A 22,854-nucleotide genomic window follows, 5' to 3' on the forward strand; every position below is an offset into this window, starting at 1 on the left:
GACAATGAGGAGAACCGAAATGTTCCGCATCCTTGCAAATGGCGTCTGCCTTGCCGCTCTCATGTTGGCCTCTCATGCGGCCCAAGCGGCCGAGGCCGAGCAGTGCAAGACGGTCCGCATGGCCGAACCCGGCTGGAACGACCTTGCCTTCACCACCGGGGTCGCCAACGTCCTGTTGGAGGCGCTCGGCTATCAGCCGCAAAGCCAGGTGCTCGGCATCAACGTCATCTACGAGGGCATGAAAAACAGGGACCTCGACCTGTTCCTGGGCTACTGGGATCCGGCCATGGTCACCTATTACGAGCCCTACAAGAAGGACGGCTCTGTCGAGAATGTGCGCGTCAATCTCGTAGGTGCCAAATACACCTTCGCCGTCCCGACTTACGCTTGGGATGCCGGCGTCAAGGACATTTCCGACCTGCACAAATTCGCCGACAAGTTCGGCAAGAAAATGTACGGCATCGAGCCCGGCTCCAACCAGTTGATGATGGACGCCATCGCCGATCCCGCCTTTGGCCTGGACGGCTGGCAGGTGGTCGAGTCCAGCGAGGCCGGCATGCTGTCGGAGGTCGGCTACGAGATCAAGGAAAAGCAGTTCATCGTCTTTCAGGGCTGGGCGCCGCATCCGATGAACACGATGTACGACTTCAAATATCTGACCGGCGGCGACAAGTTCTTCGGCCCGAATTTCGGTGCCGCGACGGTAACGACGCAGGTGCGCAAGGGCTATCTTGAGCAGTGCCCGAACGTCGCGCAATTCCTCAGGAATCTCGTCTTCGACATCGATTTCGAGAATGTCGGCATGGGCTATCTGATCAATGACGGCATGAAGCCGGAGGACGGTGCGCTGAAGGCAATCATGGCGAACAAAAGCCGCCTCGACGCCTGGCTCGCCGGCGTCACCACTTTTGACGGCAAGCCGGGCCTCGCCGCGGTCAAGGAAAAGCTCGGCCTGTGAGAGCGGCCGCGCTCGATGGCTTGCCGAAGCAGGATGTGATGGCGGAGCAGGGCGCCTGGGCCAGCCGCAAGCAATTCGTCACTGTCGGCGATCTCGACATCGCCTATGTCGAGATATCGGGCGCCGAGCCGGCACTTCTGTTGGTGCACGGCTTCACCGACACCAGCCGCAGTTTTTCGCTTCTGGCGCCATATCTGGCCGGCCGCCGTCTGATCATGCCGGATCTGCGCGGCCACGGCGCCTCGCAGGCTGGCAAGAACTGCGGCATCGCCGATCTTGCCGAGGATATCGCCGGGCTGATCCAGAGTTTACAACTCGACCGACCGGTCGTCGTCGGCCATTCGCTGGGCGCCATGGTGGCTGTCGCTTTGGCTGCGGGGCACAAGGAGTTGATCGGCGGGCTGGTGGTCCTGGCCGGCACGTTGAAGCCCGATTTCGCGCCGGGTCATCCGCTGGTGGTGAGCGTCGAGGCCCTGCGAGATCCGATATCGCCGACCGATCCGTTCTATGCCTGGTGGCATGCCTGTCGTCCCGACGTGCCCGCAGCCTTTCTCACCGGCTTGGCGCAAGAGGCCTCGGCGATGCCGATCCCGCGCTGGCGCGCGATTCTCGAGGAAATCCGCCGCGCCGACCTGACCGATGCTGCGCGGGCCGTGCAGGCCCGGACGCTGATCATCGCCGGCGCCTGCGACCCGCTGTTCGGCGCGGCGCACCAGCAGGCGTTGCGGTCCGCTCTTCCTGAAGCTCTCCTCGTCCGCGCCGAGGCCTGTGGCCACAACCCGCATTGGGAAGATCCGGCCCTGGTCGCGAAGGCCATAGTCAAGGCATTTGAAGTCTAACGCCCGACCAACGATTGCGATGTGGGCGACAGCCGCAATGTCTCCGTTGGTTTGGTCAGACCAGCTTGCGCGGCCTGCCAAAAGGCCTGCCATGTCGGCGAGGCGGCGAGAGCGGCTTTGTGGCGGGCATGCGCCTCTGCGTTGTCGAAGCCGGTGACGGACATGAAGACGTTTTCATCAGCCCGCACCGGCAGGCGCGGAAAACTGTTTTCGGCATGCTCCGTAACGAAAGCGGCGAGCAGGCGTGCGTCGGCCGTCATCAGGCACGCCGTCTCAGTCTCGAAGCGAGTGGCGAAATCAGCCTCTGTGCCGGGCTGCAAATGATGAATCGCGATGACAACGATGCCGGTCAGCGGTTTGTTTTGAATGGGTTTTTCGTCATCGGCCAGGCTTGGCCGCTGCGCGCCCGCGAGGTCGAAGCCTGCGCCCGGCCACGCCGGCTTGAGCAGCAGCACATCGTCGGAATCGATCATCGTCGCATTGGCCGCATCACTGTGCGCCGCCCAGACCGGCCCGCCATAAAAAGCGGCGAGAGCATTTTTCCGCGCATCCATGCCGTCGAAGCCGCGCATCCAGACGAACATGTCAGGCCGATCGAGGTCCCGGAACTGGCCGATGACGTTCATGCCGGCGTCCTCCTGGCCCTCGATCAGCCTGCCGTCGAAGATGCCGATGAGCGTGTCGCGCCGGCCGGGCTTCAGCGTGTATTGCCGCAACTCGACGACAGGCGAGGCGAGCGCCGTGGGTTTCGGCGCGACGTTCTGGGGCAGGTTCATCCGACATTCTCCAAAACAGGGTGATCGTCCTGTTTTGTAAAACAGACCGGTTGTCCTGTTTTGTCAACATGCTAAAGTTCGGCAATGTCAGCAGAGATGACCGTCCAGCCAAAACCGCGCCCGGGAAAACGCATCAACGACCCTGAAGGCATGCGCAAGAAAGTGCTCGATGTCGCCGAGGACGCGTTCCAGGCGCGCGGCTATCACGCCTCCAGCATCGGCGATCTGATGGCGGCGGCTGATGTCAGCGGCGGAGCGCTGCATCACCATTTCCCGACCAAGAAGGCGCTGGCGCTGGCTGTGATCGACGAGCGTGTGGCGGCAGCGGTCGAAGAGACATGGATCGCGCCGGTGCTGGCGGCGGCGTCAGTGCGCGAGGGCGTGCGCTCGGTGTTCGAGGCCGTGGCGGCGGAACTGGAACAGCAGGGGTTCGTGCGCGGCTGCCCGCTCAACAATCTGGCGCACGAACTGTCGCTTGCCGATCCCGATTTCCGCCTTGCCCTTGCCGGTATCTTTGGCGGGTGGCGGCAGGCGATTGCCGACAAGGTGCGTGCCGACCAGCAGGCGGGCAAGGACGAGGGCACGGACCCCGAACGCTTCGCCGCGCTGACGGTCGCCGCCTATTCCGGGGCGATGTCGATGGCCAAGACGGCGCAGGATGCCGGTGTGCTGCGGGATTGCCTGGCAGGGTTGGAGCGCAGCGCGCCGTCGCAGGGCGGCTTGGTTGCCAGGCGACGCAACAGGATACTGCCACGGCCGAGAATTATTTGATGTCGGCGGGACAGCACCCCCCTCTGGCCTGCCGGCCATCTCCCCCGCAAGGAGGGAGATCTGCAGCATCGGCGCTCGCTCGTACCTTCACCGGTGGAGATTGGCGAAAGCCGGTGTGACAGCCAATCTCCCCCCTTGCGGGGGAGATGTCCGGGAGGACAGAGGGGGGTGTGCAGGATCGCGACGCAGCCACTTCTCTCGACCTTGCGGCTTCGCTCTGGCTGACACGAGGGGGAAGCGAAGAAGCCTGGGCTCTTACCTACTCGGCCAGCGGCTTGATCGTCTCGTAGCCGTTGACGGATTCCGAACTGGTGCCTTCATCGTAGCGCCGCGCGAGCGCGGCTTGCAGATCGGGAGCATAGAGCGCGGTGAATGAATCCAGCGTCTCGCCGGCACCGTTCTTGAAGGTCTCCTTGACCGCCAGGACATTGTATTTGCAATCGCCCAGACGGAATGTTTCCTTGCCCTTGACGATCAGGCTCAGCGTCTTGGTGCCCTTCGGCGGCTGGTTCAGCGACAGCTCGACGAACTCTATCGTGGCCTTTGCCCCCGCCTTCAGCGGGAACAGCTTGCGCAGATCGGAAAACGGGATCATCGCCTGGCGGCCGGTGTCGCTGTCGCGAAACACCTCGATCAGGCCGGCGAACAGATATTGGGTCTGGGGCGATTGCGATTCGTAGGTGTTGGCAACCGACATCATCCCGCCGGCCACGGGCCGAAATTCGCTCTGGATGCCGGGTCTCGCCAGAACGAAACCCTTCCTGGCGGACTTGGCATCGACGCAACCGGCGGCATGCGCTTGCGCAAGCGAGACATGCCAGACCCGTGGCGTCATGTCGATGATGGCGCAGAGGCGCTGGACGACCGGCTGCTGTCCATGCTGAATCAGCAGATGATGAATCGCCGTTCGACTGGACCGCTTTCCCGACGCAACTTCCTGGTACAGGCTGCAGGATTTGCCGCGGCCGGCGCCTTGCCGCGGCCGGCCTTAGGCCAGACCGGGCAACGCGTCCAGTCGATCGACGCCACCTTCCTGTTCATCGCCGATGTCCATGCCTGCCGCATGGCGAGCGGCTTGAGCCCCAACTGCCTGCAAGAAGGCAAGACCGACGCCGCGCTGCTGCGCAACGTGGCGGTGCTGAATGCGCTTGGCGACAAGGACTGGCCGGCCGAGATCAATGGCGTCGCCACCGGCCTGCGTTCGGCCGGCAAGATAGGCGCGCCGCTCGGCCTTGTCGTCGGCGGCGACATCACCGACGATGGCGGCGGCCAGATCACCCAGCCGAGCGAGGGCACCCAACTGCTCCAGTTCAGCCAGCGCTACAGCCAAGGCGTCGGTCCGGATCGCGTGCACATGCCGGTTTATGTCGGGCTCGGCAACCATGATCTCGACCAGAACGGGCCGCCGCACCATGTCGACTGGTACCGGCGCGAACTGCGCGACTATGTCGAGGTCAACCATCGCGCCGGCGTGTTCTTCAAGCCGCCAGTGCCGGCCACCGACTATGATGTCGACACCGACTGCTACTCCTGGGACTGGGGCGGCCTGCATCTGATCCAGACGCATCGTTTCGCCGGCGATACCGGCCACGGTGCCGAGAGCAGCCTGCCATGGCTGAAGCAGGACCTGGCGACCTATGCGGCGGACGGCCGCCCGGTCGTCCTGTTCCAGCATTATGGCTGGGACACTTTCTCGGTGGAACGCTGGGATGCCGCCAGGAGCCACTTTGATGATGACGGCACCGGTGCGCCGCATTGGTGGAGCGAGGCCGACCGGCAGGCGCTGCTGGCGGCGCTCAAGGGCTACAATGTCGTCGGCATTTTCCATGGCCACCAGCACGAAACGCCGCTGATCTATCGCAGGGACGGGATCGACCTGTTCAAGCCGAAGGCTGCCTATATGGGCGGTTTCGCCCTGGCCAGGGTGACCAGCAACGGCATGGACGTGGTGCTGGGCGAGGCGATCGGCGATAATGGCGAGGTCGTGTTCACCAATGCTTTCAGCAAGGGCTGGAGCACCTGAAAAAGGCGGCCTTCGCGACCGCCTTTCCCTCGATAACAACGCGTTCCTCGATGCGGATCAGAGCGCCTTCCTGACCTTGTCCTTGACGTCGCCATAGGCCTTCTGCACCTTGCCGGCGATCCTGTCGGCCGTGCCTTCGGCCTGGGTCTGCCGGTTGCCGGTTGCCTTGCCGGCGGCTTCCTTGACCGAGCCCTTGACCTGCTTGGCCACGCCCGCGACCTGATCCTTGTTCACCATTTTTGCGCATCTCCCGGGATTTTGAATTCGAAGGAATTCATTGCGGTAGCTAACGAGCCGATGTCGGTTAGGTTCCAGGCGTCGCCCGGACGGCAGATCAGGTCGCGCGGCCGCCGCCTGGGGCAAGGTCGGTGGGCTAGGCTGTGAACACGCGTTGGCAATGGGATTTTGGAGGCCGTGCGTGCGGGGAGAAAAATGGCAGAATTTACGCTCTATATTGGCAACAAGTGTTTCTCCTCATGGTCGCTGCGGCCATGGGTGGCGATGAGGCATCTGGAGATCCCGTTCGAGGAAGGTTTCGTACGGCTGCGCACGCCTGAAACTTTTGCCAATCTGGCAAAAGTGTCGCCGACCGGTCAGGTGCCGGTGCTGAATCACAACGGCAAGATCGTCTGGGAAACCCTTGCCATCCTTGAATATCTCGCCGACCTGTTTCCCGAGAAAAAGCTCTGGCCCGCCGATATCGACGCCCGTGCGCTGGCGCGTTCGGCCGCGACCGAGATGCATTCCGGCTTTCGCGAGGTTCGCTATGGCTGGCCGATGAATTTGCGTCGGCCGAAGGGCCACAAGCCGCTTGACGCCGAGGGCGAGGCGCAACGCGCCCGCATCGAGGCGCTGTGGCGCGAGTGCCGGGAAAAATACGGCAAGGGCGGCCCGTTCCTGTTCGGCCACTTCACCGTGGCTGATGCCATGTATGCGCCTGTCGTCACCCGTTTCGATACCTATGGCGGCACGCTGGCGCAGGATACGCGCGCCTATGTCGATGCCGTGCTGGCAACGCCGGCGATGCGCCACTGGTATGCCGAGGCGGCCAGGGAGACGTGGCCGGAACCCGGCCCGGACGAATAGGATCCAAACGAAAACGCCCCTCGCACCTTTTATCGTGCGGGGGGCGTCTTTGCCATCAACTGTTATTCGATTGCTCTCATGAACTGCTGATGACACCGAATAAATGCGCGTCTGCGCAGATGGTTCCTGGATGCCGGAAAACTTTTTTCAAGTTGGCGCAAGCGCGCTGTTTGGGGTCCGATTTGCCGTCATGTCAGGTGTTTTGGCCAGGTGGTTTGGGAGAATTCCGCAGCTGTGGCTTTATGCAAATTTGACAGCGCCCCAAAAGAAGCCTATAAGCAAATCGTCGATATTTGTTTGACTGACTTTTGTTATCCGCGCTTTCGAGCGCGCCTTTGACGAACTTCCCACATCAAAAATCGGGACAAACGACGTTGTGCATCCGCATGGCGTCGAACGAATATTTGCCATGGAAAGGGTTCGTCATGAGCACCGGCACAGTTAAATGGTTCAACGCCACCAAAGGTTTTGGTTTTATTCAGCCTGACGACGGCTCGGCCGACGTTTTTGTCCACATCTCGGCCGTAGAGCGCGCCGGCATGCGCGACATCGTCGAGGGCCAGAAGCTCGGCTACGAGATGGTCCGCGACAACAAGTCGGGCAAGATGTCCGCCGACCAGTTGAAGGCGGCCTGAAAAACGAATTCAGCTCTCCCGGTGACCACGGATGTACTGGCACCGGTGAGTGGCGAATTCGGGCGCATGGCCGCGGAGACCTGAGTTTCCACGGCATATCATGTGCATAAGCAGGGCGTTCCCGTGCACCCCCGGTGCATCCTTTTGGATGTCGTCTGGTTGCGCGACGCTCTCATGGAAGGTCAGGCGGTGCCTGGCCTTTTTCATTTTGCGCGCCTTACCGCCGAAAGTGCGCTGCGCGCCGGCCTGGACGTGCTAAGGGACGCTCCAGCAATTTGAATTCGCCGCGCGTATTGCTTTGTGCGTGATCCTGACCGAAGACCCGGTCTCGCTCCATCGGCACAGGCTCCTGACAGGAGAAAGATTTGACCACCAGTTCAAAGACAACCGTCGATCAGGCCGTGTCCCTGTTCAGCAAGACGCAAACCCAGTCGATGTCGCTCAACCGCATCAATTCCGAGCGCGACGCCGTCAGCGAGGCACGCGAAGCCAAGACCGCGCGGCTGCGCGAATTGCGCCTGGAGAAGGAGGCCGACGAGATGGCCGCCGCCGCCGCGCTAGCCGCTTTGCCGAAGCGGGCCGGAAGACGCTGATGGCCACCAAACGCGTACCGCCAACACCGATCGCCGCCGATGCAACCATTGCCGATATGGTCGAAGGCCTCGACAAGCCGGTCGAATTCGTACGGCGTGTGCTGGAAAAGCTCGAACGCTGCAAGCGTGCCCACGGCGATGCCCAGGTGCGCGTCGGCGTGCGCGGCCGCGCCGAATGCCCGAATTACCTGATCGAATATGTCCGTGAAGACGCCAAAACCCATGAGCGGGTGACTTATCAGGACGCGGCCTACAGCGGCAGCACGCATCGCGAGCTGGCGGCCCATCACATCGAGGCGGTGAAAAACTGGTCGCCCGAGGAAATGAACATCACGGCCGTTTCGGCGCTGATCGGCCGCCTGCGCAATCCGCGCGCCCCATCATCGCGCTTCGCCGACGAGGACTGACATGGCCATAAAATTCTCCTCCAAGGATCAGCCGGCAGCCTCGGGTGCCGCGGCAAAACCGGCTAAGCCGGTTGCCGCGCCGAAGGCCGGCGACGCCATCGAGGCCGCGACCGATCTGTTCAAGTCGCCGGCGGATTCGCCGAAGGGCAAGACGGCTAAGAAGAAATAGCGCCTTGCCGCAAGACGCCGATCGCAACCCCGCCGCGCCAGGGCTGTCCGCCCTGGTGGCGAGCGTTTTGTCGTCGCAACAGGGCACCTTCGATTGCCAAAGCTGCGGTGCCTGCTGCTCCTATTCGGCCGAGTGGCCGCGCTTTTCCACCGAGGATGACGCGCAGCTCGACCGTATCCCGGAAAAATATGTCGCATCTGACCTGTCAGGCATGCGCTGCGAGGGCGTGCGCTGCTCGGCGCTGTCCGGCGAGATCGGCAAGTCGACCGCTTGCGGCATCTACGACGTCCGGCCAGACGTCTGTCGCGCCTGCATGCCCGGCGACGAGGAGTGTCTGATGGCACGCCGAGCGCTCGGATTGCCGGTGTAGCCAAGCTCCGATCACCTCCGCTTGTGCGCCGACCCGCAGCCCGATACGTTCCTGGCCGGGTCGGGTGCCGGAGGAACCATCGTGAGCATCGAATTTCTGTTGACGTCGCTGATCGTCGTGGCTTCGCCCGGCACCGGCGTTCTCTACACGCTGAGCGCCGGCCTTTCGCGCGGCGCGCGGGCCAGCGTCATCGCCGCCTTCGGCTGCACGCTCGGCATCATCCCACACATGGCCGCCGCCATCACCGGCCTTGCGGCGCTGCTGCACACCAGCGCGCTTGCCTTCGAGACGCTGAAATATCTCGGCGTCGCCTACCTCCTCTACATGGCCTGGAACACGCTGAAGGAAAATGGCGGCCTCAGCGTCGAGCAGGATGTGACGCCGCGCTCGGCCGGCAAGGTGATTGCCACCGGGATCCTCGCCAACGTGCTCAATCCGAAACTGTCGATCTTCTTCTTCGCTTTCCTGCCGCAATTCGTCAGCACCACCGAGCCCAATGCGCTGTCGAAGATGCTGGAACTGAGTTCCGTCTTCATGCTTTTGACCTTCGTGGTTTTCGTCGGCTACGGCATCTTCGCCGCCTCGATCCGCAGCCACGTCGTCTCGCGGCCAATGGTGTTGACCTGGATGCGCCGGACCTTCGCCGGCGCCTTCGTCATGCTCGGCGCGAAGCTGGCGCTGGCCGATCGGTAGCGCCACGGGGAGCGGTTCAGTCTCGCTGATCCGCTCCTCTTTGTTGCGCTACTCGGGCACGCTACCCCTTCACATAGCCCATCGCTTCGACGATCCGCCCGTCGGCCACGCGCATGAGGTTGACGCCGCGCAGCGAATTGCCGTCGGTCATGAAATAGCGCCAGCGGATCGTTGCCCGGTCGCCGGCAACGAAGGTTTCCTCGATATCGAAGCGCGTGCCGGCCTGGGTTGCTATCGCCGCCCAAAGCCCGACGCACGCCGCTTGACCGGCATAACGGGCGCCGTCCGGCGCTGGCACGGTGTTCTCGATCACGCAATCCTCAGCCACCAGCTCGGCGAGTGCCGAAGGATCATGGCGTTGGAATACGTCGTTGTAGCGCCGCATGATCTCGGCCGTCTGCTGGGACAGGTCGTACGCGGCTGCGTCCATGACAAGCTCCTGTGTCATCTTCTTTCTCCTGGCTTCATTGGGATTTGGTGGCTTCGACGAGTGTTGCCTTGAGGGTGATCTGGGACACGCCGGCAAGGGCCCGCGAGACGAGGCAGCCCGCCTTGGCGGACTGTGCAAGGCGCTCGAATTCATCTTCGGCAAGTCCCGCGACCTCTGCCTCGGTTTCGAGTTCGATGCGGGTGATCGTCGGACCGGCAGCGGTTGCGCCAAGATGCACCTTGGCGACGGTGCTGATGCTTGTCGGAACATGATTGGCGTTGCCCAGTATGGCGCTCAGCGCCATCGAGAAGCAGCCTGCATGCGCTGCGGCGATCAGTTCCTCCGGATTGGTGCCCGGACCGTTCTCGAAACGCGACGGGAAGGAATAGGCGCCTTCGAAGACGCCGCTGCCGAGCCGCAACCGTCCCGAACCTTCCTTCAGCGTCCCCTGCCATTTGGCCGAGGCTTCACGAATTGTCATTGTCGTTCTCCCTTCGTATGGCGTTCCTCAGGAATATATAGACTGATCTACATATTATGTAGACCGATTGTCATATTCTGCGCAAGGCCTATAATGATTCCTGCTGACAGAGGTTGACATGGCCAACGACACCCGCACCCGCATACTCGAGACGACTGGGCTGCTGCTCAGGCAGCGCGGCTATCACGGCACCTCGCTCAACGACATATTGAGCGCCAGCGGCGCACCGCGGGGCTCGCTCTATTTTCATTTTCCCGGCGGCAAGGACCAACTGGTCATCGAGGTGACGCGCGCTAGCGTTGCCGACGTGACGGAGAGGCTGGGCGAAGCGCTGGCTGCCGAAAAGGATCCGGCGGTGGCCGTCCATCATATCTACCAGTCGGTGGGGCGCATGCTGGAAGACAACCAGTTTTCGCTCGGCTGTCCGGTCGCGCCTGTCGTGCTGGACTCGCCCACCGACGTGCCGGAACTGGCGGAGTTGTGCCGCTCGGCCTTCGAACAGTGGATAGGCCTGCTGCGGGACGCCTTCGTCAGGGCAGGGGTGCCCGAGCGCCGCGCGCATGCATTGGCACTGCTGGTCGAATCGTCGCTGGAAGGACTGATGGTGATCGCCCGCGCCACCCGCGACCGCGCCCCGGTACAGGCCGTGGCCGATGAGGTGGCGGCGCTGATCGAAGCCGCGGTGCTTGCCGGCGAGGTAAAGCAACGCGCGGATGCCGCCGTCTGAGAGGCCACAACGACCGCTGCGCAAAACAAAAAGGGCGGCATCTCTGCCGCCCTTTCCGTATCTGAAGGCTGATAGGGCTGGATTAGAAATCCATACCGCCCATACCGCCCATGCCGCCGCCCATGCCGCCAGGCATGCCGCCGCCGCCAGCCGACTCCTTCTTCGGAGCCTCCGCGATCATGGCTTCGGTGGTGACCAGCAGGCCGGCGACCGAGGCCGCGTCCTGGAGAGCGGTGCGGACGACCTTGACCGGATCGACGATACCCATGGCGATCATGTCGCCATATTCGCCGGTCTGGGCGTTGTAGCCGAAGGTCAAGCCCTTGTTCTCAAGGATCTTGCCGGCAACGATCGATGCTTCCGCACCGGCGTTGGCCGCGATCTGGCGGGCCGGAGCCTGCAGCGCACGACGAACGATGTTGATGCCGGCGGCCTGGTCGGCGTTGACGCCGGTGGCCTTGATGTTGGCCGAAGCGCGCAGCAGGGCTACGCCACCACCAGCAACGATGCCTTCTTCGACGGCCGCGCGGGTCGCGTTGAGGGCGTCATCGACGCGGTCCTTCTTTTCCTTGACTTCGACTTCCGTCGCACCGCCGACGCGGATCACCGCAACGCCGCCGGCGAGCTTCGCCAGACGTTCCTGCAGCTTCTCCTTGTCGTAGTCCGAAGTGGTCTCTTCGATCTGCTGCTTGATCTGGGCGACGCGGCCCTGGATCTCGGCCTTCTTGCCGGCGCCGTCGACGATGGTGGTGTTCTCCTTGGAGATCGACACCTTCTTGGCGCGGCCGAGCATGTTGAGGCCGACGTTCTCGAGCTTGATGCCGAGGTCTTCCGAGATGACCTGGCCACCGGTGAGGATGGCGATGTCTTCCAGCATGGCCTTGCGGCGATCACCGAAGCCCGGCGCCTTGACGGCGGCGATCTTCAGGCCGCCACGCAGCTTGTTGACGACCAGCGTGGCCAGAGCCTCGCCTTCGACGTCTTCCGAGATGATGAGCAGCGGCTTCGAGGTCTGCACGACGGCTTCGAGAACCGGCAGCATGGCCTGGAGGTTGGACAGCTTCTTCTCGTGCAGGAGGATGTAGACGTCCTCGAGCTCGGCAACCATCTTGTCGGCGTTGGTGACGAAGTAGGGCGAGAGATAGCCGCGGTCGAACTGCATGCCTTCGACGACTTCGAGTTCGGTCTCGGCGGTCTTGGCTTCCTCAACCGTGATGACGCCTTCGTTGCCGACCTTCTGCATCGCTTCCGCGATCATCTTGCCGACCGACTCGTCGCCATTGGCCGAGATCGTGCCGACCTGGGCAACTTCCTCGGAGGTCTTGATCTTCTTGGCAGCCTTGCCGAGCGCCGCGACGACTTCGACGACGGCCAGATCGATGCCGCGCTTCAGGTCCATCGGGTTCATGCCGGCGGCTACCGCCTTGTGGCCTTCCTGGACGATCGACTGCGCCAGAACGGTCGCGGTCGTGGTGCCGTCGCCGGCGATGTCGTTGGTCTTCGAAGCAACTTCGCGGACCATCTGCGCGCCCATGTTCTCGAACTTGTCTTCAAGCTCGATTTCCTTGGCGACGGTGACGCCGTCCTTGGTGATGCGCGGGGCGCCGAACGACTTGTCGATGACGACGTTGCGGCCCTTGGGGCCGAGCGTGACTTTCACCGCGTCGGCGAGGATGTTGACGCCGCGCAGCATGCGCTCGCGGGCATCACGGGAGAATTTTACGTCTTTGGCAGCCATTTTTAGCTCCTGGCAGGGGCTTTGATCGAGCCCGGGAATTCAGTTGACGGGGAAAGGCCTGATATCAGCCGATGATGCCCATGATGTCGGATTCCTTCATGATCAGAAGGTCTTCGCCATTGAGCTTGACTTCGGTGCCCGACCACTTGCCGAACAGGATGCGGTCGCCGGCCTTGACGTCCAGCGGGACCAGCTTGCCAGCTTCGTCACGAGCGCCGGAGCCGACAGCGATGATCTCGCCTTCCTGCGGCTTTTCCTTTGCCGTGTCGGGGATGATGATCCCGCCAGCGGTCTTGGATTCGGATTCGACCCGGCGAACGACCACGCGGTCATGAAGCGGGCGGAACTTCGACTTTGCCATTTTTTCTTCCTCGATGAGAACGGTGAGAAACAGTTCCTCCGTCCGGCGGCGCCGGACATATGTGGTTAGCACTCACCAAAGGCGAGTGCTAACGTGGCGCTGAAATAGGCTGACGGCTTTTGAGAGTCAAGGTGCGCGAAGGCCGCGATGCGAGCGAAATTTTTCTCATGCTGCCGCACGATTTTACAAAGCCTGGGTTGCGCCTGCCCCGGTCGAGCGCCGTCCTGCTATCTTCAGTGTCTTGGCGCCCGCAGCACCAACAGCGGGCATCGCTCGGCGAGCCCATAGCTCCCGGTCAAAGCGATGCGAACATCACCAAAGAACGCTTCCGCCTCGCTCGCCAATGCAGTCGCCGGCGCGAAGGTGTAGATGGCCGGCGAGTTCCGATAGACATCGATGGTGCCGATGGTGGGCAGGTCCCAGCCCGTGCGAGCCGAAAGCTCTTTGCGGTCAGGAAACAGTGCATCGAACCTTTCCGCGATCATCCTGACCGGAATGGCATGGTCGGGCGCATCGCCCGTCGCGGTCATTGCGACGCGCCATTTGAGTTCGTGGAAGGTCGAGACACCGCCCGACAGTGCAAGCGCCCGCACCGCCGCCGGATCGTCCGGTGTTTCGGGACCGGCAAAGAGACGCAGTCCCGCTCGGCCGTCGGTGCGCAGTACGCCGGCGATCGCCTCAAACAGCGCCCGGCGCGCGGTTGAAAGGCCGAGCGCCGACAGGCAGCCATCGCCGATCACCGCATCGATGCTTGCGTCCGACACCGGCAAGTCGAGCCAGTCGCCGTTGATTGCCTTTCGCAACGCGGTGTCGCCTGGCCAGATACCGGCGATCATGTCGGAGGATTCGTCGACGGCCATCATCGTCGTCCCGAGCCCGGCGAGTTCCGGCGTCACGCCGAGCAGAATGACGTGCGCCTTCGAAAGGTCGAGCTCACGCTCATAGGCCTCAACCGCTTCCGCTGGCGGCCGCAACGGTGGCCCGAGCAACTGCCAGTGCCCTCGAATGGCATTCCAATGGTCGGTCATCCACACCCCCAAGCCGGCATTGTATTTGCAGGCATAATGGAGGACGCTGATGAAGCCAAGCTCGGGGGGCGCATGACACGCATCGCGGTTATTACGCATGAGTTCGACAGGTTCGAACGCCGGCGTGGCCTGCTGTTTCGCCGCCGGAGCTCCTATATGCTTTTCGGTTTGCTGGAGGAACTGAAGCGACGCGGTCATTCCGTCCGCATAATCCCCGGAACGTCGGCAAAGCCGGAGGCCGACATCGCGGTGCTGCACGTCGATGCGACTGTGACGCCCCCCGAATATGTCGAATACGCACGCGCTTTTCCCTTCTGCCTGAACATCGGAGCCGCCGACATCTCCAAGCGACGCGTCAGTGGCGCGGTGATCGGCAAGGAGGACGACTGGCAAGGACCGGTCATCGTCAAGAGCAATCTCAACAATCTCGGGATGCGGGAGCAAGCGCTCAACCGGCGATCGCTGCGAGCCGGGAAGCCGAAGCCGTTTCCCGGCGTCGAGCTCATCGAGGGTTATCGCGTCTATGCATCCCTTTCGGATGTTGCGCCGGAGGTCTTCGACCGCAGCGATCTCGTCGTCGAAAAATTCATTCCCGAGCCGGAGGCGGACGGCTTTGGAGCCCGCTTCTGGATATTCTGCGGCGAGCGCGAGCGCTGCACCCGCCATGTCTCGCCGCAGAGCCTCGTCAAGGGCGACGACACGATCCGACGTGAGCCGGTTCCGGTTCCCGACGAGCTTCGCACGTTGAGGCGCCGGCTTGGCTTTGACTACGGAAAGTTCGATTTCGTCATGCATGAGGGCAGGGCGGTGCTGCTTGATGCCAACAAGACGCCCGGTGGCGCCCGCAATCTTTCTGCGTTTCTCGCTGCCGGCAATGCCAATCTTGCCGACGGCTTCGAAGCCCTTGTCCGCCAGGTCGCATAGCGGGCGTTCTGATGCTTGCGATGCCCGACACCTCTCATTCGCGGCAGCTTGCTGACGATCGCCACGGCTACAAAAACAGCCGCAGCTGGGTGTGAATGATAGACCGGTAATCCTCGATGGTCTGGCGGCTTTCCGGTTCGCCCTCGGCGAGCGCCAGGCGCACCACGCCGCCGGCGAGCTGGAAGATCAGCAGAACCATGCGTTCGAACTGCTCGCGCCTCTCGGGCTTGAGCAAGGCGATGACGTGGTCGCAGAACATTTTGGCTTGGTACCGGGTTTCCGCGATGTCGAGGTTCTTGAGCGCCTTGTCGGCCTGGATGGCGTTCTGCAGATCCTGGATGGCCGGATCGCCGGCGACACGGTTGAGATAATCATCGAGCAGCCGGTCAGCGGCCACGATCACATCCTTCGCCTCGTGGATTTCGGCGATGATCGTCGTCAGCCGTGCCCGGCTGACCTCTGAAAACCGTTCATAGAGCATCGCCAGGATCGCCGATTTGTTGGGAAAATAGTGGTAGACGGTGGCGATCGGCCCGCCCGCCAGCATGCCGACCTCCTTCATGGTGACGGCGTCGATACCCTTTTCCCCGATCAGCCGCATGGTCGTCGACAGGATCGCGTCGATGCGCTCGCGGCTGCGTTCCTGCTTGGGCCTGCGCCTCGGCTCGGTCGCCATTCTTTTCAATTCGGTCATGCACCGATCTTTCGCACAGTTTTCAAATTCCGGTTGACAAGAAATATGATCAAGTATCAGTTTCTGAAATACTGACAGGTTGTCAGCTTTTTTGCCGCACGGCAAGGACGTTGGGAGGCGCCTTTGGCTTCGACAGACACCGGCCATGCAGGCAGTGGCGACTGGCTGGTCGGCAATCCGACCGGCTGGCAGCTTGCCTCGGCCCTGTGGATCGGTTCGGTGGGCCTGCTCATCCTCGGGCTGCAGCCCGTGTTGCTCGGCGCCCTTTACACTGAGGGTCATGTCAGCGGCGACGAACTGGCGCTGGTCGCCACCGCCGAGATGATCGCCATTGCCATCGGTTCGGCTGTCGTGGCGATGCTGCTTTCGGCGCACCACATGCGCTGGAAAAGTGCCGTCCTTCTGCTGCTGCTGGCGCTGGCCAATGTGTGGACGGCCTATGCCGCGAGCGCCGGCACGCTGATTGCGGCCCGCGCCCTGGCCGGGCTCGCCGAGGGCGGTCTGGTCGCCATCGCCACCGAACTGATCGCCCGCTCGCGGCGCGCCGAGCGCATCGGCGGCTATTTCGTCACCATGCAGACGCTGGCGCAATGCGCGCTCGCCCTGTTGCTGGCGCTCTATGTAATCCCGGCCGCAGGGTCGGCAGGGGGCTTCATCGTTCTTGCCGTCGTCTGCATCGCGTCTCTGGCGGTCGCCTTCACTGTTCCCGGTGACTATGCCGACCTGCCCAAGGAGGAGAATTTGGCCAATGTGCTGACGGTTCCTTCACTCACCGCGCTGCTGTCGGTCTTCTGCTATTTCATGTTCTTCGGCGCGGTCTGGGCCTTTCTGGAACCGCTTGGCGCACAGTATGGCATCGATGCCCGCACCGTCGGCCTGATCGTCTCGGCCAGCCTCGCCGTACAGGTCCTGGGGGCGATGACGGCGACGGCGTTCGAAGCACGCATCGACTATCGCCTTGCCATCGCGGCGATCGGCGTCGTCGCGCTTGTCAGCTCCCTGGTTCTTGCCAGTAGCCCTGGCCTGACGACGTTCTGGGTCGCTGCCTTGGCTATGGGCTTTATCCTGCTGTTCATCGTGCCCTACCAGATACGTCTGGCGATCACCGCCGACGAGACGCGGACCGCTGTGCTGCTGGTGCCGGCGGCCCAGCTTTTCGGCCTGGCGATCGGACCGATCGCGGCGTCGCTGCTCATCGATGGCAAGGATTTCCGGCCGGTGCCGGAATTCGCCGCCGCCAGCGCGGTGGCCAGCGTGGCGCTGCTCGGTCTGTTCGTCCTTGTGTCACGTCGCCGTCGTGCGGTTGCCTGAGCGGGGAGGTGGGATGTCAAACATTTGGAGCAACTGGTCGGGCTTTGTAAGTGCCGAGCCCAAGCTGATCGCCAGCCCCGGCGATGCCGGTGAGCTCGGTGATCTCGTCCGGACCGCGCCTGGCCCGGTGCGCGTCGCCGGCGCCGGTCATTCCTTCACGCCGCTGGTGAAATCGCGGGGCACGATCCTGTCCCTGGAGAGGCTGGAAGGGCTGGTCTCGCACGATGCGCAAAAACATCAGGCGCGGGTGCGGGCAGGAACCCGGCTCGGCGCGCTGATGGGCATCCTGCAAGGCATCGGCCAGGGCCTGCCCAACATGGGCGATATCGACCGCCAGGCGATCGGCGGCGCGCTGGGCACCGCCACGCACGGCTCGGGACCGACGCTCGGCGCCTATCACACGCAGCTGGAGACAGTGCGGATCGTCGACGGGCTTGGCAAGGTTCGCGACTTCAAGCGGGCAGGGGATCAGGACATGATCCATGCCATCGGCGTCGCACTCGGCGCTTTCGGCGTGCTCACCGAAGTGACGCTGAACAACATCGCGACCTACCGGCTGCGGCGCCGCAAATGGGTGCTGCCGATCACTGAGATGCTGCGGGAGTTCGAGACGATGATGGCCGCGCATCGCTCGGCCGAATTCTACTACATTCCGTTTTCCGGCTACGCGCAGTTCATCGCCAGCGATCTCAGCGGCGCCGCACCCACCGCACGGCCGCCGGAAGAGGACGAGTCGGGTTTGAGGACACTGCGCAGGCTGCGCACCTCACTTGCCTGGCTGCCATCGCTGCGTGGCCGTCTGATCCTGGGCGCCATCGCCAAATTGCCGGCCGAGGACTACGTGCAGGACTGGCTCAACGTCTATGCCAGCGACCGGCAGACCAAGTTCAACGAGATGGAATATCATTTGCCGTTCGAGGAAGGGCCGAAGGCGCTGGCCGAGATCATCGAGCTGACCGAGAAGCGTTTTCCCGAGGTCTATTTCCCGATGGAGGTGCGCTCGGTCGCGCCGGACCAGTTCTGGCTTTCGCCATTCTACAACAGGCTGACCTGCTCCATCGCCATCCACCATGATGCCGCGAGCGATCCTTTGCCGTTCATGCGGGCGGCAGAGCCGATCTTCCGCAGATATGGCGGCCGGCCGCATTGGGGCAAGATGCACAGCCTGAAGGCGGCGGATCTGAAAAAGCTCTACCCGCGCTGGGACGATGCCATGGCGGTGCGCCGCGACATCGATCCGCAAAACCGCTTCGTCTCGCCCTACATGGCCGGCCTGTTCGGCATCGAGCCCAGTCCTTTTGGCATCGAACGATGAGTGCCTATTTTTCCACCCTCTCGGATGCGCTGAAGACCGCCGGCATCTTCCAGCCCTGCCTGTTGCTCGATCGCGACCGGCTGGACAGCAACATTGCCCTGGTGAAAGACAGGCTCGACCCCGGCCTTGCTGTGCGGTTGGTCGACAAATCGCTCGCCTGCCTGCCGCTGCTTGCGCATATCGGCAAGGCGCTCGGCACCAATCATGTCATGACCTTCCATCCGCCGATCAGCGAGGCGGTGCTGAAGGCGTTTCCGGATGCCGATCTGCTGTATGGCAAGCCGATGCCTGTCGATGCGGCAAGGGCTGTGCTTTCGAGGGGCGCGGTCGACTGGTCGCGTGTCTGCTGGCTGATCGACAGCGAGGAGAGACTGGCGGAATATGGCGCCCTCGCTGGCGAACTCGGCATCGGCCTGCACATCGCTTTCGAGATCGATGTCGGGCTGCATCGCGGCGGGTTCGCCAATCCTGAGGCCTTGTCGAAGGCGTTGAGCGCGTTGCCGGCCCGGCTGCATTGCGAAGGCGTCATGGCCTACGAGGCGCATGCGCCGCTCATTCCCGGCCTTTTCGGCGGACCGGCAAAGGCATTGGCCAAGGCGTCGGCGCAGGCCTCGGCGTTCGTCGCCTGTCTCGGCGCCGACCAGCGCCGTATCCTGAACATCGGCGGCAGCAAGACCGCGCTGCTTCATCATGGCGGCATGGCCAACGAGGTCTCGATGGGCTCGGCCTTCGTGCTGCCCAGTGATTTCGATACGCCAGGCCTCGACGGCTTCCAGCCGGCGGCCTTCATCGCCACGCCGATCTTGAAAATGGTCGAGCCGATGCTGCCTGGCCCGCCGGCCGTCACCCGCCTGCTGCAGGCGCCCGGCCGCTTCCCGCGCAAGGGCTGCTATCTCTATGGCGGCAAGTGGATGGCCGAGCCCGTCTTCCCCGAAGGCATGAAGGCGAATGGGCTGCTCGGCCTGTCCTCCAACCAGCAATTCATGGGCTTGCCCGCCGACGCGACCGCAAAACCCGGCGACTACGCGTTTCTAAGGCCGACGCAGAGCGAAGCCGTGCTGCAGCAGTTCGGGTCGATCGCTGTGTTTTCCGGCGGCGGGATAGTCGATCGCTGGCCGGCGCTGCCGATGGCCTGACCGACTACGCCTTCACCGGTATCCAGATCTCCAGCCCGCCATTGCCGCTGCGTGGGTCGAACTCAGGGCCGTAGCGTTCGAATTCCGGCGCATCCGATATCTCGTGGCCGGAAGCCGGCAGCCATTTGTTCCAGATCGTGTTGACCGTGCGGCGAATGGTCGAGATGTGTTCGCGGTGGGCAAAGACCGCATATTTCTGCGCCGGCACCCGCACCCGGTAGAAGTCCTTGGGCAGGTCGGAAAAATCAGACACTTCGACGCCGGCGATGTAGTCGAAATTGCCGGCATCGTCGCCGTTGACGCAGACGCCATAGGCGACGTCGCCGGCCTCGCCCGGAATGTTGCCGATATAGGGGCCGAAGCGCTGCCATTGCATCGGGATGGCGGCGCTGGTTTCGCAGCTGTAGCGTTCGCCGAGGCCGGCGATCAGGAACGGCCGGCTGGTCTCGAAACGCGGTGGTTCGAGATTGGTGAGGAAGGACTGGTCCATCAGGATCGGCTCCACGAGGTCGAGCTTGTCGAGTGTGCCTTGCGCGCGCACCAGTTCCGGCGTGGTGCCGAACTGATCGCGGAAGGCCCGGGTGAACGCCTCATGCGAGTTGTAGCGGGCGTCGAGCGCGACGCTGAGGATGTCGGGCGCCCCGCCGGCCAGCTTGCGCGCCGCCTCGGTCAGCCGGCGTGAGCGCATGTAGCCCATCACCGACCGGCCGGTGGCGGCCCCGAAAGCCCGCGTCACATGAAAACGCGACACCCCGCTGCTTTGCGCGACATCGTCGAGTGTAACAGCCTCCGGCAGATGACTTTCGACGAACCACAGCGCTTTCTCGGTCGGGTTCATTTTGCTCCTCGCATTGGCCAGATCATCCTGCCGTTTCCTGGCGCGGCCAGTTTGATCGAAATTGCGCATCCCGCGCAATCGCACCGATCCCGTCACAGTCGCACCGATATGGCGCAGCGTTGGAGCGCCCCTTGCCGCCGACGAGCCAAATTCGGCAGGCTTCGCTTGACAGCGCCAGGCGGCATCCTCTAAATGCGTAATGTTATTACATATCGAGAGCGAGAAATGCATGTTTCCCCTAGCCGGCCCACCACTCCGTCCGAGAAATCCATTGCGAAGCGATTGGGGGAAATCTACGCTGAAGCGGTGATGGTCCCCGAGTCGAAAGGCGAGGGGTGAAAAGGGAACACGGTGAGATCCCCAGGGGTCGAGGCCGTGGCTGCCCCCGCAACTGTAAGCGGCGAGCAAAATCCGTGAATGCCACTGGCCGGCAAGGCTGGGAAGGCAGGATGGCGCAACGACCCGCGAGCCAGGAGACCTGCCATCACTGAGTTGACCGGACGGGGTGTGCCGGGAGGAAACGCGAATCCCGGTCTTGTCGGCCGCTTCGCCAGCTTCCTTCCGTCGCCAGTTTTGGAAAGTGACGGAAAGTTGGACGGCTCTATCGATCATCGCATCATCGTGTGCACGCTTTGCCATCCCGGCAATCTGGCGGGCAGCCGATGCCCGTAGCGCTTCTCGAAGCCCGTGACCTCTGCGCCATGGCGAACGGGCGGGATCTGGTCCAGGCGGTCAGCTTCTCGGTGGCCGCTGGCGATCGCCTAGCCATCATCGGTCCCAACGGCGCCGGCAAGACGACGCTGCTGCGCATGCTGTCGGGCATGCTGCGGCCAAGTTCCGGCGAGGTGAACCTCGGCGGGCGCCGGCTGGACAGGATTTCCGCCGCCGAGCGGGCACTGCATATCGCCGTGGTCGGCCAGACCGACCAGCCCGATCCGCGGCTGGCGGTGATCGACTATGTCGAGCTGGGCCGGGTCCCGCACGCTCGGCTACGGCGCAGGAGCGAGGAGCGTGACATTGTCGTCGATGCGCTGCGCCGGACCGGCCTGCTGCCGCTGCTTGGCCGCACCATCGGCTCGCTGTCGGGCGGCGAGCGCCAGCGCGCCCAACTGGCCCGCGCCATCGCCCAGCAGCCAAAGATCCTGTTCCTCGACGAGCCGACCAACCATCTCGACCCGCGCGCCCGCGGCGAACTGCTCGACCTCGTGGCAGGCTTCGAGATGACGGTGATCGCGGTGCTGCACGATCTGGCGCTGGTGGCACCGTTCGCCACCAGGGTGGCGGTGATGAACCATGCCCGTCTGCAAGCGCTCGCCGCACCGCGCGAAGCGCTGACCCAAAAGCTGATTCGCGAAATTTTCGGCATCGATGTGCTGCGTCTGCGCCATCCGACCGAAGACCGCGAACTGACGGTGTTCGATGTTCCGAACCGTGCCGCGCCGCCATCCTGATTGAAGCCGTCCCATATCGATCATCCCGTCCACAGGAGCAAACCCTTGAAACGCCTTGCTTTTTCGCTTGCCTTCTCGCTGCTGGCCTCGACAGCCCTGGCCTTCCCGGTAACTGTCGACAGCTGCGGCAAGCCGCTGACCTTCGATGCGCCGCCGAAGCGCGCCGTCATCCAGGATCTCAACATGGCCGAGATGGCTTTCGCGCTGAAACTGCAGCCGTCGATCGTCGGCCTGACCGGCATCACCGGATGGTACAAGGTGGGTCCTGAGTTCAAGGCCGAGCAGGGTTCGATCCCGGAACTGGCGCCGAAATATCCGACGCTCGAAAACCTCGTCGCGGTCGAGCCCGATTTTTTCTTCGCCGGCTGGTATTATGGCATGAAGCCGGGTGGTGAAGTGACGCCCGACACGCTTGCTCCGCACGGCATCAAGACGCTGGTGCTGACGGAAAGCTGCGTCCATCTCGACAAGAGCCGCCCCGCCGCCTCGATGGACCTGCTCTATGGCGACGTCGAAAAGCTGGGCAAGATCTTCGGCAAGGAGGCCGAAGCTGAGAAGCTTGTCTCCGGCTGGAAGACGCGGCTCGCCGACATCACCGCCAAGGTCGGCGACGCCAAGGGAACGCGGGTCTTCCTCTATGATTCCGGCGAGGACAAGCCGTTCACCGCAGGCAAATTCGCCATCCCCAGCGCCATGATATCAGCCGCCGGCGGCGACAACATTATGGCCGACATGGACACCAGTTGGGGCAATACGGACTGGGAAACGGTGGCGTCGCGCAATCCGCAATTCCTCATCCTGCTCGATTACCAGGATGGCGGTGGCTACAGGAAACTGCTCGATTTCCTGAAGGCGCATCCGGCCATGAAGGAGACCGACGCGGTCAAGAACGAGCGCTTCGTCGCCCTGCGCTATGCCGAACTGACGCCGGGACCGGCCAACATCGAAGCCATCGACAAGATCGCCAAGGCCATGCATCCGGAAGCGTTTTGATGCCTGTCGCCCAAAAGTGCGCAGCGGTTTTGGGGCAACGACATGCATGAACAAGAGATCCTGGAAGTACGTCGCACGCGTCCTGACAGACACGACGCATTTCCAGG

Annotated in this window: 28 protein-coding genes and 1 riboswitch; of the genes, 18 read left to right on the plus strand and 10 right to left on the minus strand. The window is 63.2% G+C overall.

All coding sequences use genetic code 11. The annotated features are described in order from the left end of the window. The first annotated feature begins 19 nt into the window (after positions 1–19). Together choX and NKI66_RS22095 are read left to right on the plus strand one after the other, a co-directional pair. Entirely contained in the window at positions 20–958 is a 939-nt protein-coding gene (gene choX / locus NKI66_RS22090) for a choline ABC transporter substrate-binding protein (protein WP_023814135.1), read from the plus strand. Continuing rightward, positions 955–1,797, plus strand: a complete 843-nt coding sequence (locus NKI66_RS22095; protein ID WP_023814136.1) for an alpha/beta fold hydrolase — start codon at positions 955–957, stop codon at positions 1,795–1,797. Before choX ends, NKI66_RS22095 begins: the two co-directional genes overlap by 4 nt. On the opposite strand, the gene NKI66_RS22100 is transcribed toward NKI66_RS22095, so the two are convergent. Beyond that, positions 1,794–2,513, minus strand: coding sequence for an NIPSNAP family protein (locus NKI66_RS22100; RefSeq protein ID WP_245273314.1), 720 nt, complete (start codon positions 2,511–2,513; stop codon positions 1,794–1,796). The two genes, NKI66_RS22095 and NKI66_RS22100, sit on opposite strands and share 4 nt — an antisense overlap. 156 nt (positions 2,514–2,669) lie before the next feature. On the opposite strand from NKI66_RS22100, the gene NKI66_RS22105 reads away from it, so the two are divergent. Beyond that, a complete protein-coding gene (locus tag NKI66_RS22105; protein WP_023814138.1) occupies positions 2,670–3,344 on the plus strand; it encodes a TetR/AcrR family transcriptional regulator in 675 nt (224 codons plus the stop codon). A 259-nt stretch (positions 3,345–3,603) separates the two neighbouring features. Here the strand turns inward: NKI66_RS22105 and NKI66_RS22110 are convergent, their stop codons facing one another. After that, positions 3,604–4,179 carry a hypothetical protein gene (locus NKI66_RS22110; protein ID WP_031213898.1) on the minus strand — a complete coding sequence of 192 codons (576 nt, stop codon included), beginning with the start codon at positions 4,177–4,179 and terminating at the stop codon, positions 3,604–3,606. Between the two features lie 57 nt (positions 4,180–4,236). Here NKI66_RS22110 and NKI66_RS22115 point away from each other — a divergent pair, with 57 nt between their 5' ends. Continuing rightward, positions 4,237–5,367: a metallophosphoesterase gene (locus tag NKI66_RS22115; protein WP_031213899.1), complete on the plus strand. Its 1,131-nt coding sequence runs from the start codon at positions 4,237–4,239 to the stop codon at positions 5,365–5,367. A gap of 57 nt (positions 5,368–5,424) precedes the next feature. On the opposite strand, the gene NKI66_RS22120 is transcribed toward NKI66_RS22115, so the two are convergent. After that, positions 5,425–5,604, minus strand: a complete 180-nt coding sequence (locus NKI66_RS22120) for a CsbD family protein (protein WP_023814141.1) — start codon at positions 5,602–5,604, stop codon at positions 5,425–5,427. Positions 5,605–5,799: 195 nt separating this feature from the next. Between NKI66_RS22120 and NKI66_RS22125 the strand changes: the two genes are divergently transcribed. The 7 genes from NKI66_RS22125 (at position 5,800) to NKI66_RS22155 (ending at position 9,320) form a co-directional block, all read left to right on the plus strand. Beyond that, positions 5,800–6,453, plus strand: a complete 654-nt coding sequence (locus NKI66_RS22125; RefSeq protein WP_023814142.1) for a glutathione S-transferase family protein — start codon at positions 5,800–5,802, stop codon at positions 6,451–6,453. Between the two features lie 425 nt (positions 6,454–6,878). After that, positions 6,879–7,088, plus strand: coding sequence for a cold-shock protein (locus NKI66_RS22130; protein ID WP_010915421.1), 210 nt, complete (start codon positions 6,879–6,881; stop codon positions 7,086–7,088). Positions 7,089–7,453: 365 nt separating this feature from the next. Then, a complete protein-coding gene (locus NKI66_RS22135; protein ID WP_013532399.1) occupies positions 7,454–7,681 on the plus strand; it encodes a hypothetical protein in 228 nt (75 codons plus the stop codon). Continuing rightward, the gene (locus NKI66_RS22140; protein ID WP_013532398.1) at positions 7,681–8,088 is read left to right on the plus strand and encodes a hypothetical protein; all 408 of its coding nucleotides are present in this window, start codon (positions 7,681–7,683) and stop codon (positions 8,086–8,088) included. Before NKI66_RS22135 ends, NKI66_RS22140 begins: the two co-directional genes overlap by 1 nt. 1 nt (position 8,089) lies before the next feature. Beyond that, positions 8,090–8,257 carry a hypothetical protein gene (locus NKI66_RS22145; protein ID WP_023814145.1) on the plus strand — a complete coding sequence of 56 codons (168 nt, stop codon included), beginning with the start codon at positions 8,090–8,092 and terminating at the stop codon, positions 8,255–8,257. A gap of 4 nt (positions 8,258–8,261) precedes the next feature. Further along, the gene (locus NKI66_RS22150; protein WP_023814146.1) at positions 8,262–8,627 is read left to right on the plus strand and encodes a YkgJ family cysteine cluster protein; all 366 of its coding nucleotides are present in this window, start codon (positions 8,262–8,264) and stop codon (positions 8,625–8,627) included. 81 nt (positions 8,628–8,708) lie between these two features. Further along, on the plus strand, positions 8,709–9,320 hold the full coding sequence (locus NKI66_RS22155; RefSeq protein ID WP_031213900.1) for a LysE family translocator: 612 nt from the start codon (positions 8,709–8,711) through the stop codon (positions 9,318–9,320). A 61-nt stretch (positions 9,321–9,381) separates the two neighbouring features. On the opposite strand, the gene NKI66_RS22160 is transcribed toward NKI66_RS22155, so the two are convergent. Both NKI66_RS22160 and NKI66_RS22165 read right to left on the minus strand, forming a co-directional pair. Continuing rightward, complete coding sequence (locus NKI66_RS22160) at positions 9,382–9,768, minus strand: nuclear transport factor 2 family protein (protein ID WP_023814148.1); 387 nt, start codon at positions 9,766–9,768, stop codon at positions 9,382–9,384. 16 nt (positions 9,769–9,784) lie between these two features. Next, the gene (locus tag NKI66_RS22165) at positions 9,785–10,231 is read right to left on the minus strand and encodes an OsmC family protein (RefSeq protein ID WP_023814149.1); all 447 of its coding nucleotides are present in this window, start codon (positions 10,229–10,231) and stop codon (positions 9,785–9,787) included. Positions 10,232–10,349: 118 nt separating this feature from the next. Between NKI66_RS22165 and NKI66_RS22170 the strand changes: the two genes are divergently transcribed. Continuing rightward, a complete protein-coding gene (locus tag NKI66_RS22170; RefSeq protein ID WP_023814150.1) occupies positions 10,350–10,958 on the plus strand; it encodes a TetR/AcrR family transcriptional regulator in 609 nt (202 codons plus the stop codon). An 82-nt stretch (positions 10,959–11,040) separates the two neighbouring features. Here NKI66_RS22170 and groL read toward each other — a convergent pair whose 3' ends face one another. The 3 genes from groL to NKI66_RS22185 form a co-directional block, all read right to left on the minus strand. Next, the gene (gene groL / locus NKI66_RS22175) at positions 11,041–12,696 is read right to left on the minus strand and encodes a chaperonin GroEL (RefSeq protein WP_352553866.1); all 1,656 of its coding nucleotides are present in this window, start codon (positions 12,694–12,696) and stop codon (positions 11,041–11,043) included. A gap of 64 nt (positions 12,697–12,760) precedes the next feature. Beyond that, a complete protein-coding gene (gene groES, locus NKI66_RS22180; RefSeq protein WP_006203049.1) occupies positions 12,761–13,057 on the minus strand; it encodes a co-chaperone GroES in 297 nt (98 codons plus the stop codon). A 233-nt stretch (positions 13,058–13,290) separates the two neighbouring features. After that, the gene (locus NKI66_RS22185) at positions 13,291–14,085 is read right to left on the minus strand and encodes a class I SAM-dependent methyltransferase (RefSeq protein WP_023813507.1); all 795 of its coding nucleotides are present in this window, start codon (positions 14,083–14,085) and stop codon (positions 13,291–13,293) included. Positions 14,086–14,157: 72 nt separating this feature from the next. Here NKI66_RS22185 and NKI66_RS22190 point away from each other — a divergent pair, with 72 nt between their 5' ends. Beyond that, a complete protein-coding gene (locus tag NKI66_RS22190) occupies positions 14,158–15,009 on the plus strand; it encodes an ATP-grasp domain-containing protein (RefSeq protein WP_023813508.1) in 852 nt (283 codons plus the stop codon). A 67-nt stretch (positions 15,010–15,076) separates the two neighbouring features. On the opposite strand, the gene NKI66_RS22195 is transcribed toward NKI66_RS22190, so the two are convergent. After that, positions 15,077–15,703: a TetR/AcrR family transcriptional regulator gene (locus NKI66_RS22195; protein WP_023813509.1), complete on the minus strand. Its 627-nt coding sequence runs from the start codon at positions 15,701–15,703 to the stop codon at positions 15,077–15,079. Between the two features lie 123 nt (positions 15,704–15,826). Between NKI66_RS22195 and NKI66_RS22200 the strand changes: the two genes are divergently transcribed. Genes NKI66_RS22200 through NKI66_RS22210 form a run of 3 tightly spaced genes read left to right on the plus strand, consistent with a single transcriptional unit; the run spans position 15,827 to position 19,465 of the window. After that, positions 15,827–17,014 carry an MFS transporter gene (locus NKI66_RS22200; RefSeq protein WP_023813510.1) on the plus strand — a complete coding sequence of 396 codons (1,188 nt, stop codon included), beginning with the start codon at positions 15,827–15,829 and terminating at the stop codon, positions 17,012–17,014. A 13-nt stretch (positions 17,015–17,027) separates the two neighbouring features. After that, positions 17,028–18,329 (plus strand): D-arabinono-1,4-lactone oxidase, encoded by a 1,302-nt coding sequence (locus NKI66_RS22205; protein WP_352752953.1) that lies wholly within the window; start codon positions 17,028–17,030, stop codon positions 18,327–18,329. Beyond that, on the plus strand, positions 18,326–19,465 hold the full coding sequence (locus NKI66_RS22210) for a DSD1 family PLP-dependent enzyme (RefSeq protein ID WP_352752955.1): 1,140 nt from the start codon (positions 18,326–18,328) through the stop codon (positions 19,463–19,465). Before NKI66_RS22205 ends, NKI66_RS22210 begins: the two co-directional genes overlap by 4 nt. A gap of 4 nt (positions 19,466–19,469) precedes the next feature. Here the strand turns inward: NKI66_RS22210 and NKI66_RS22215 are convergent, their stop codons facing one another. Beyond that, a complete protein-coding gene (locus tag NKI66_RS22215) occupies positions 19,470–20,303 on the minus strand; it encodes a GyrI-like domain-containing protein (protein ID WP_352752957.1) in 834 nt (277 codons plus the stop codon). A 293-nt stretch (positions 20,304–20,596) separates the two neighbouring features. Next, a riboswitch (cobalamin riboswitch) is annotated at positions 20,597–20,803 on the plus strand. A gap of 162 nt (positions 20,804–20,965) precedes the next feature. Here NKI66_RS22215 and NKI66_RS22220 point away from each other — a divergent pair. Further along, positions 20,966–21,754 carry an ABC transporter ATP-binding protein gene (locus tag NKI66_RS22220; RefSeq protein ID WP_352442481.1) on the plus strand — a complete coding sequence of 263 codons (789 nt, stop codon included), beginning with the start codon at positions 20,966–20,968 and terminating at the stop codon, positions 21,752–21,754. Positions 21,755–21,799: 45 nt separating this feature from the next. Continuing rightward, complete coding sequence (locus NKI66_RS22225; protein WP_352629671.1) at positions 21,800–22,747, plus strand: ABC transporter substrate-binding protein; 948 nt, start codon at positions 21,800–21,802, stop codon at positions 22,745–22,747. Positions 22,748–22,854 lie beyond the last annotated feature (107 nt).

The sequence above is a fragment of the Mesorhizobium sp. M0518 genome, from assembly GCF_040321125.1.
Classification (GTDB): Bacteria; Pseudomonadota; Alphaproteobacteria; order Rhizobiales; family Rhizobiaceae; genus Mesorhizobium.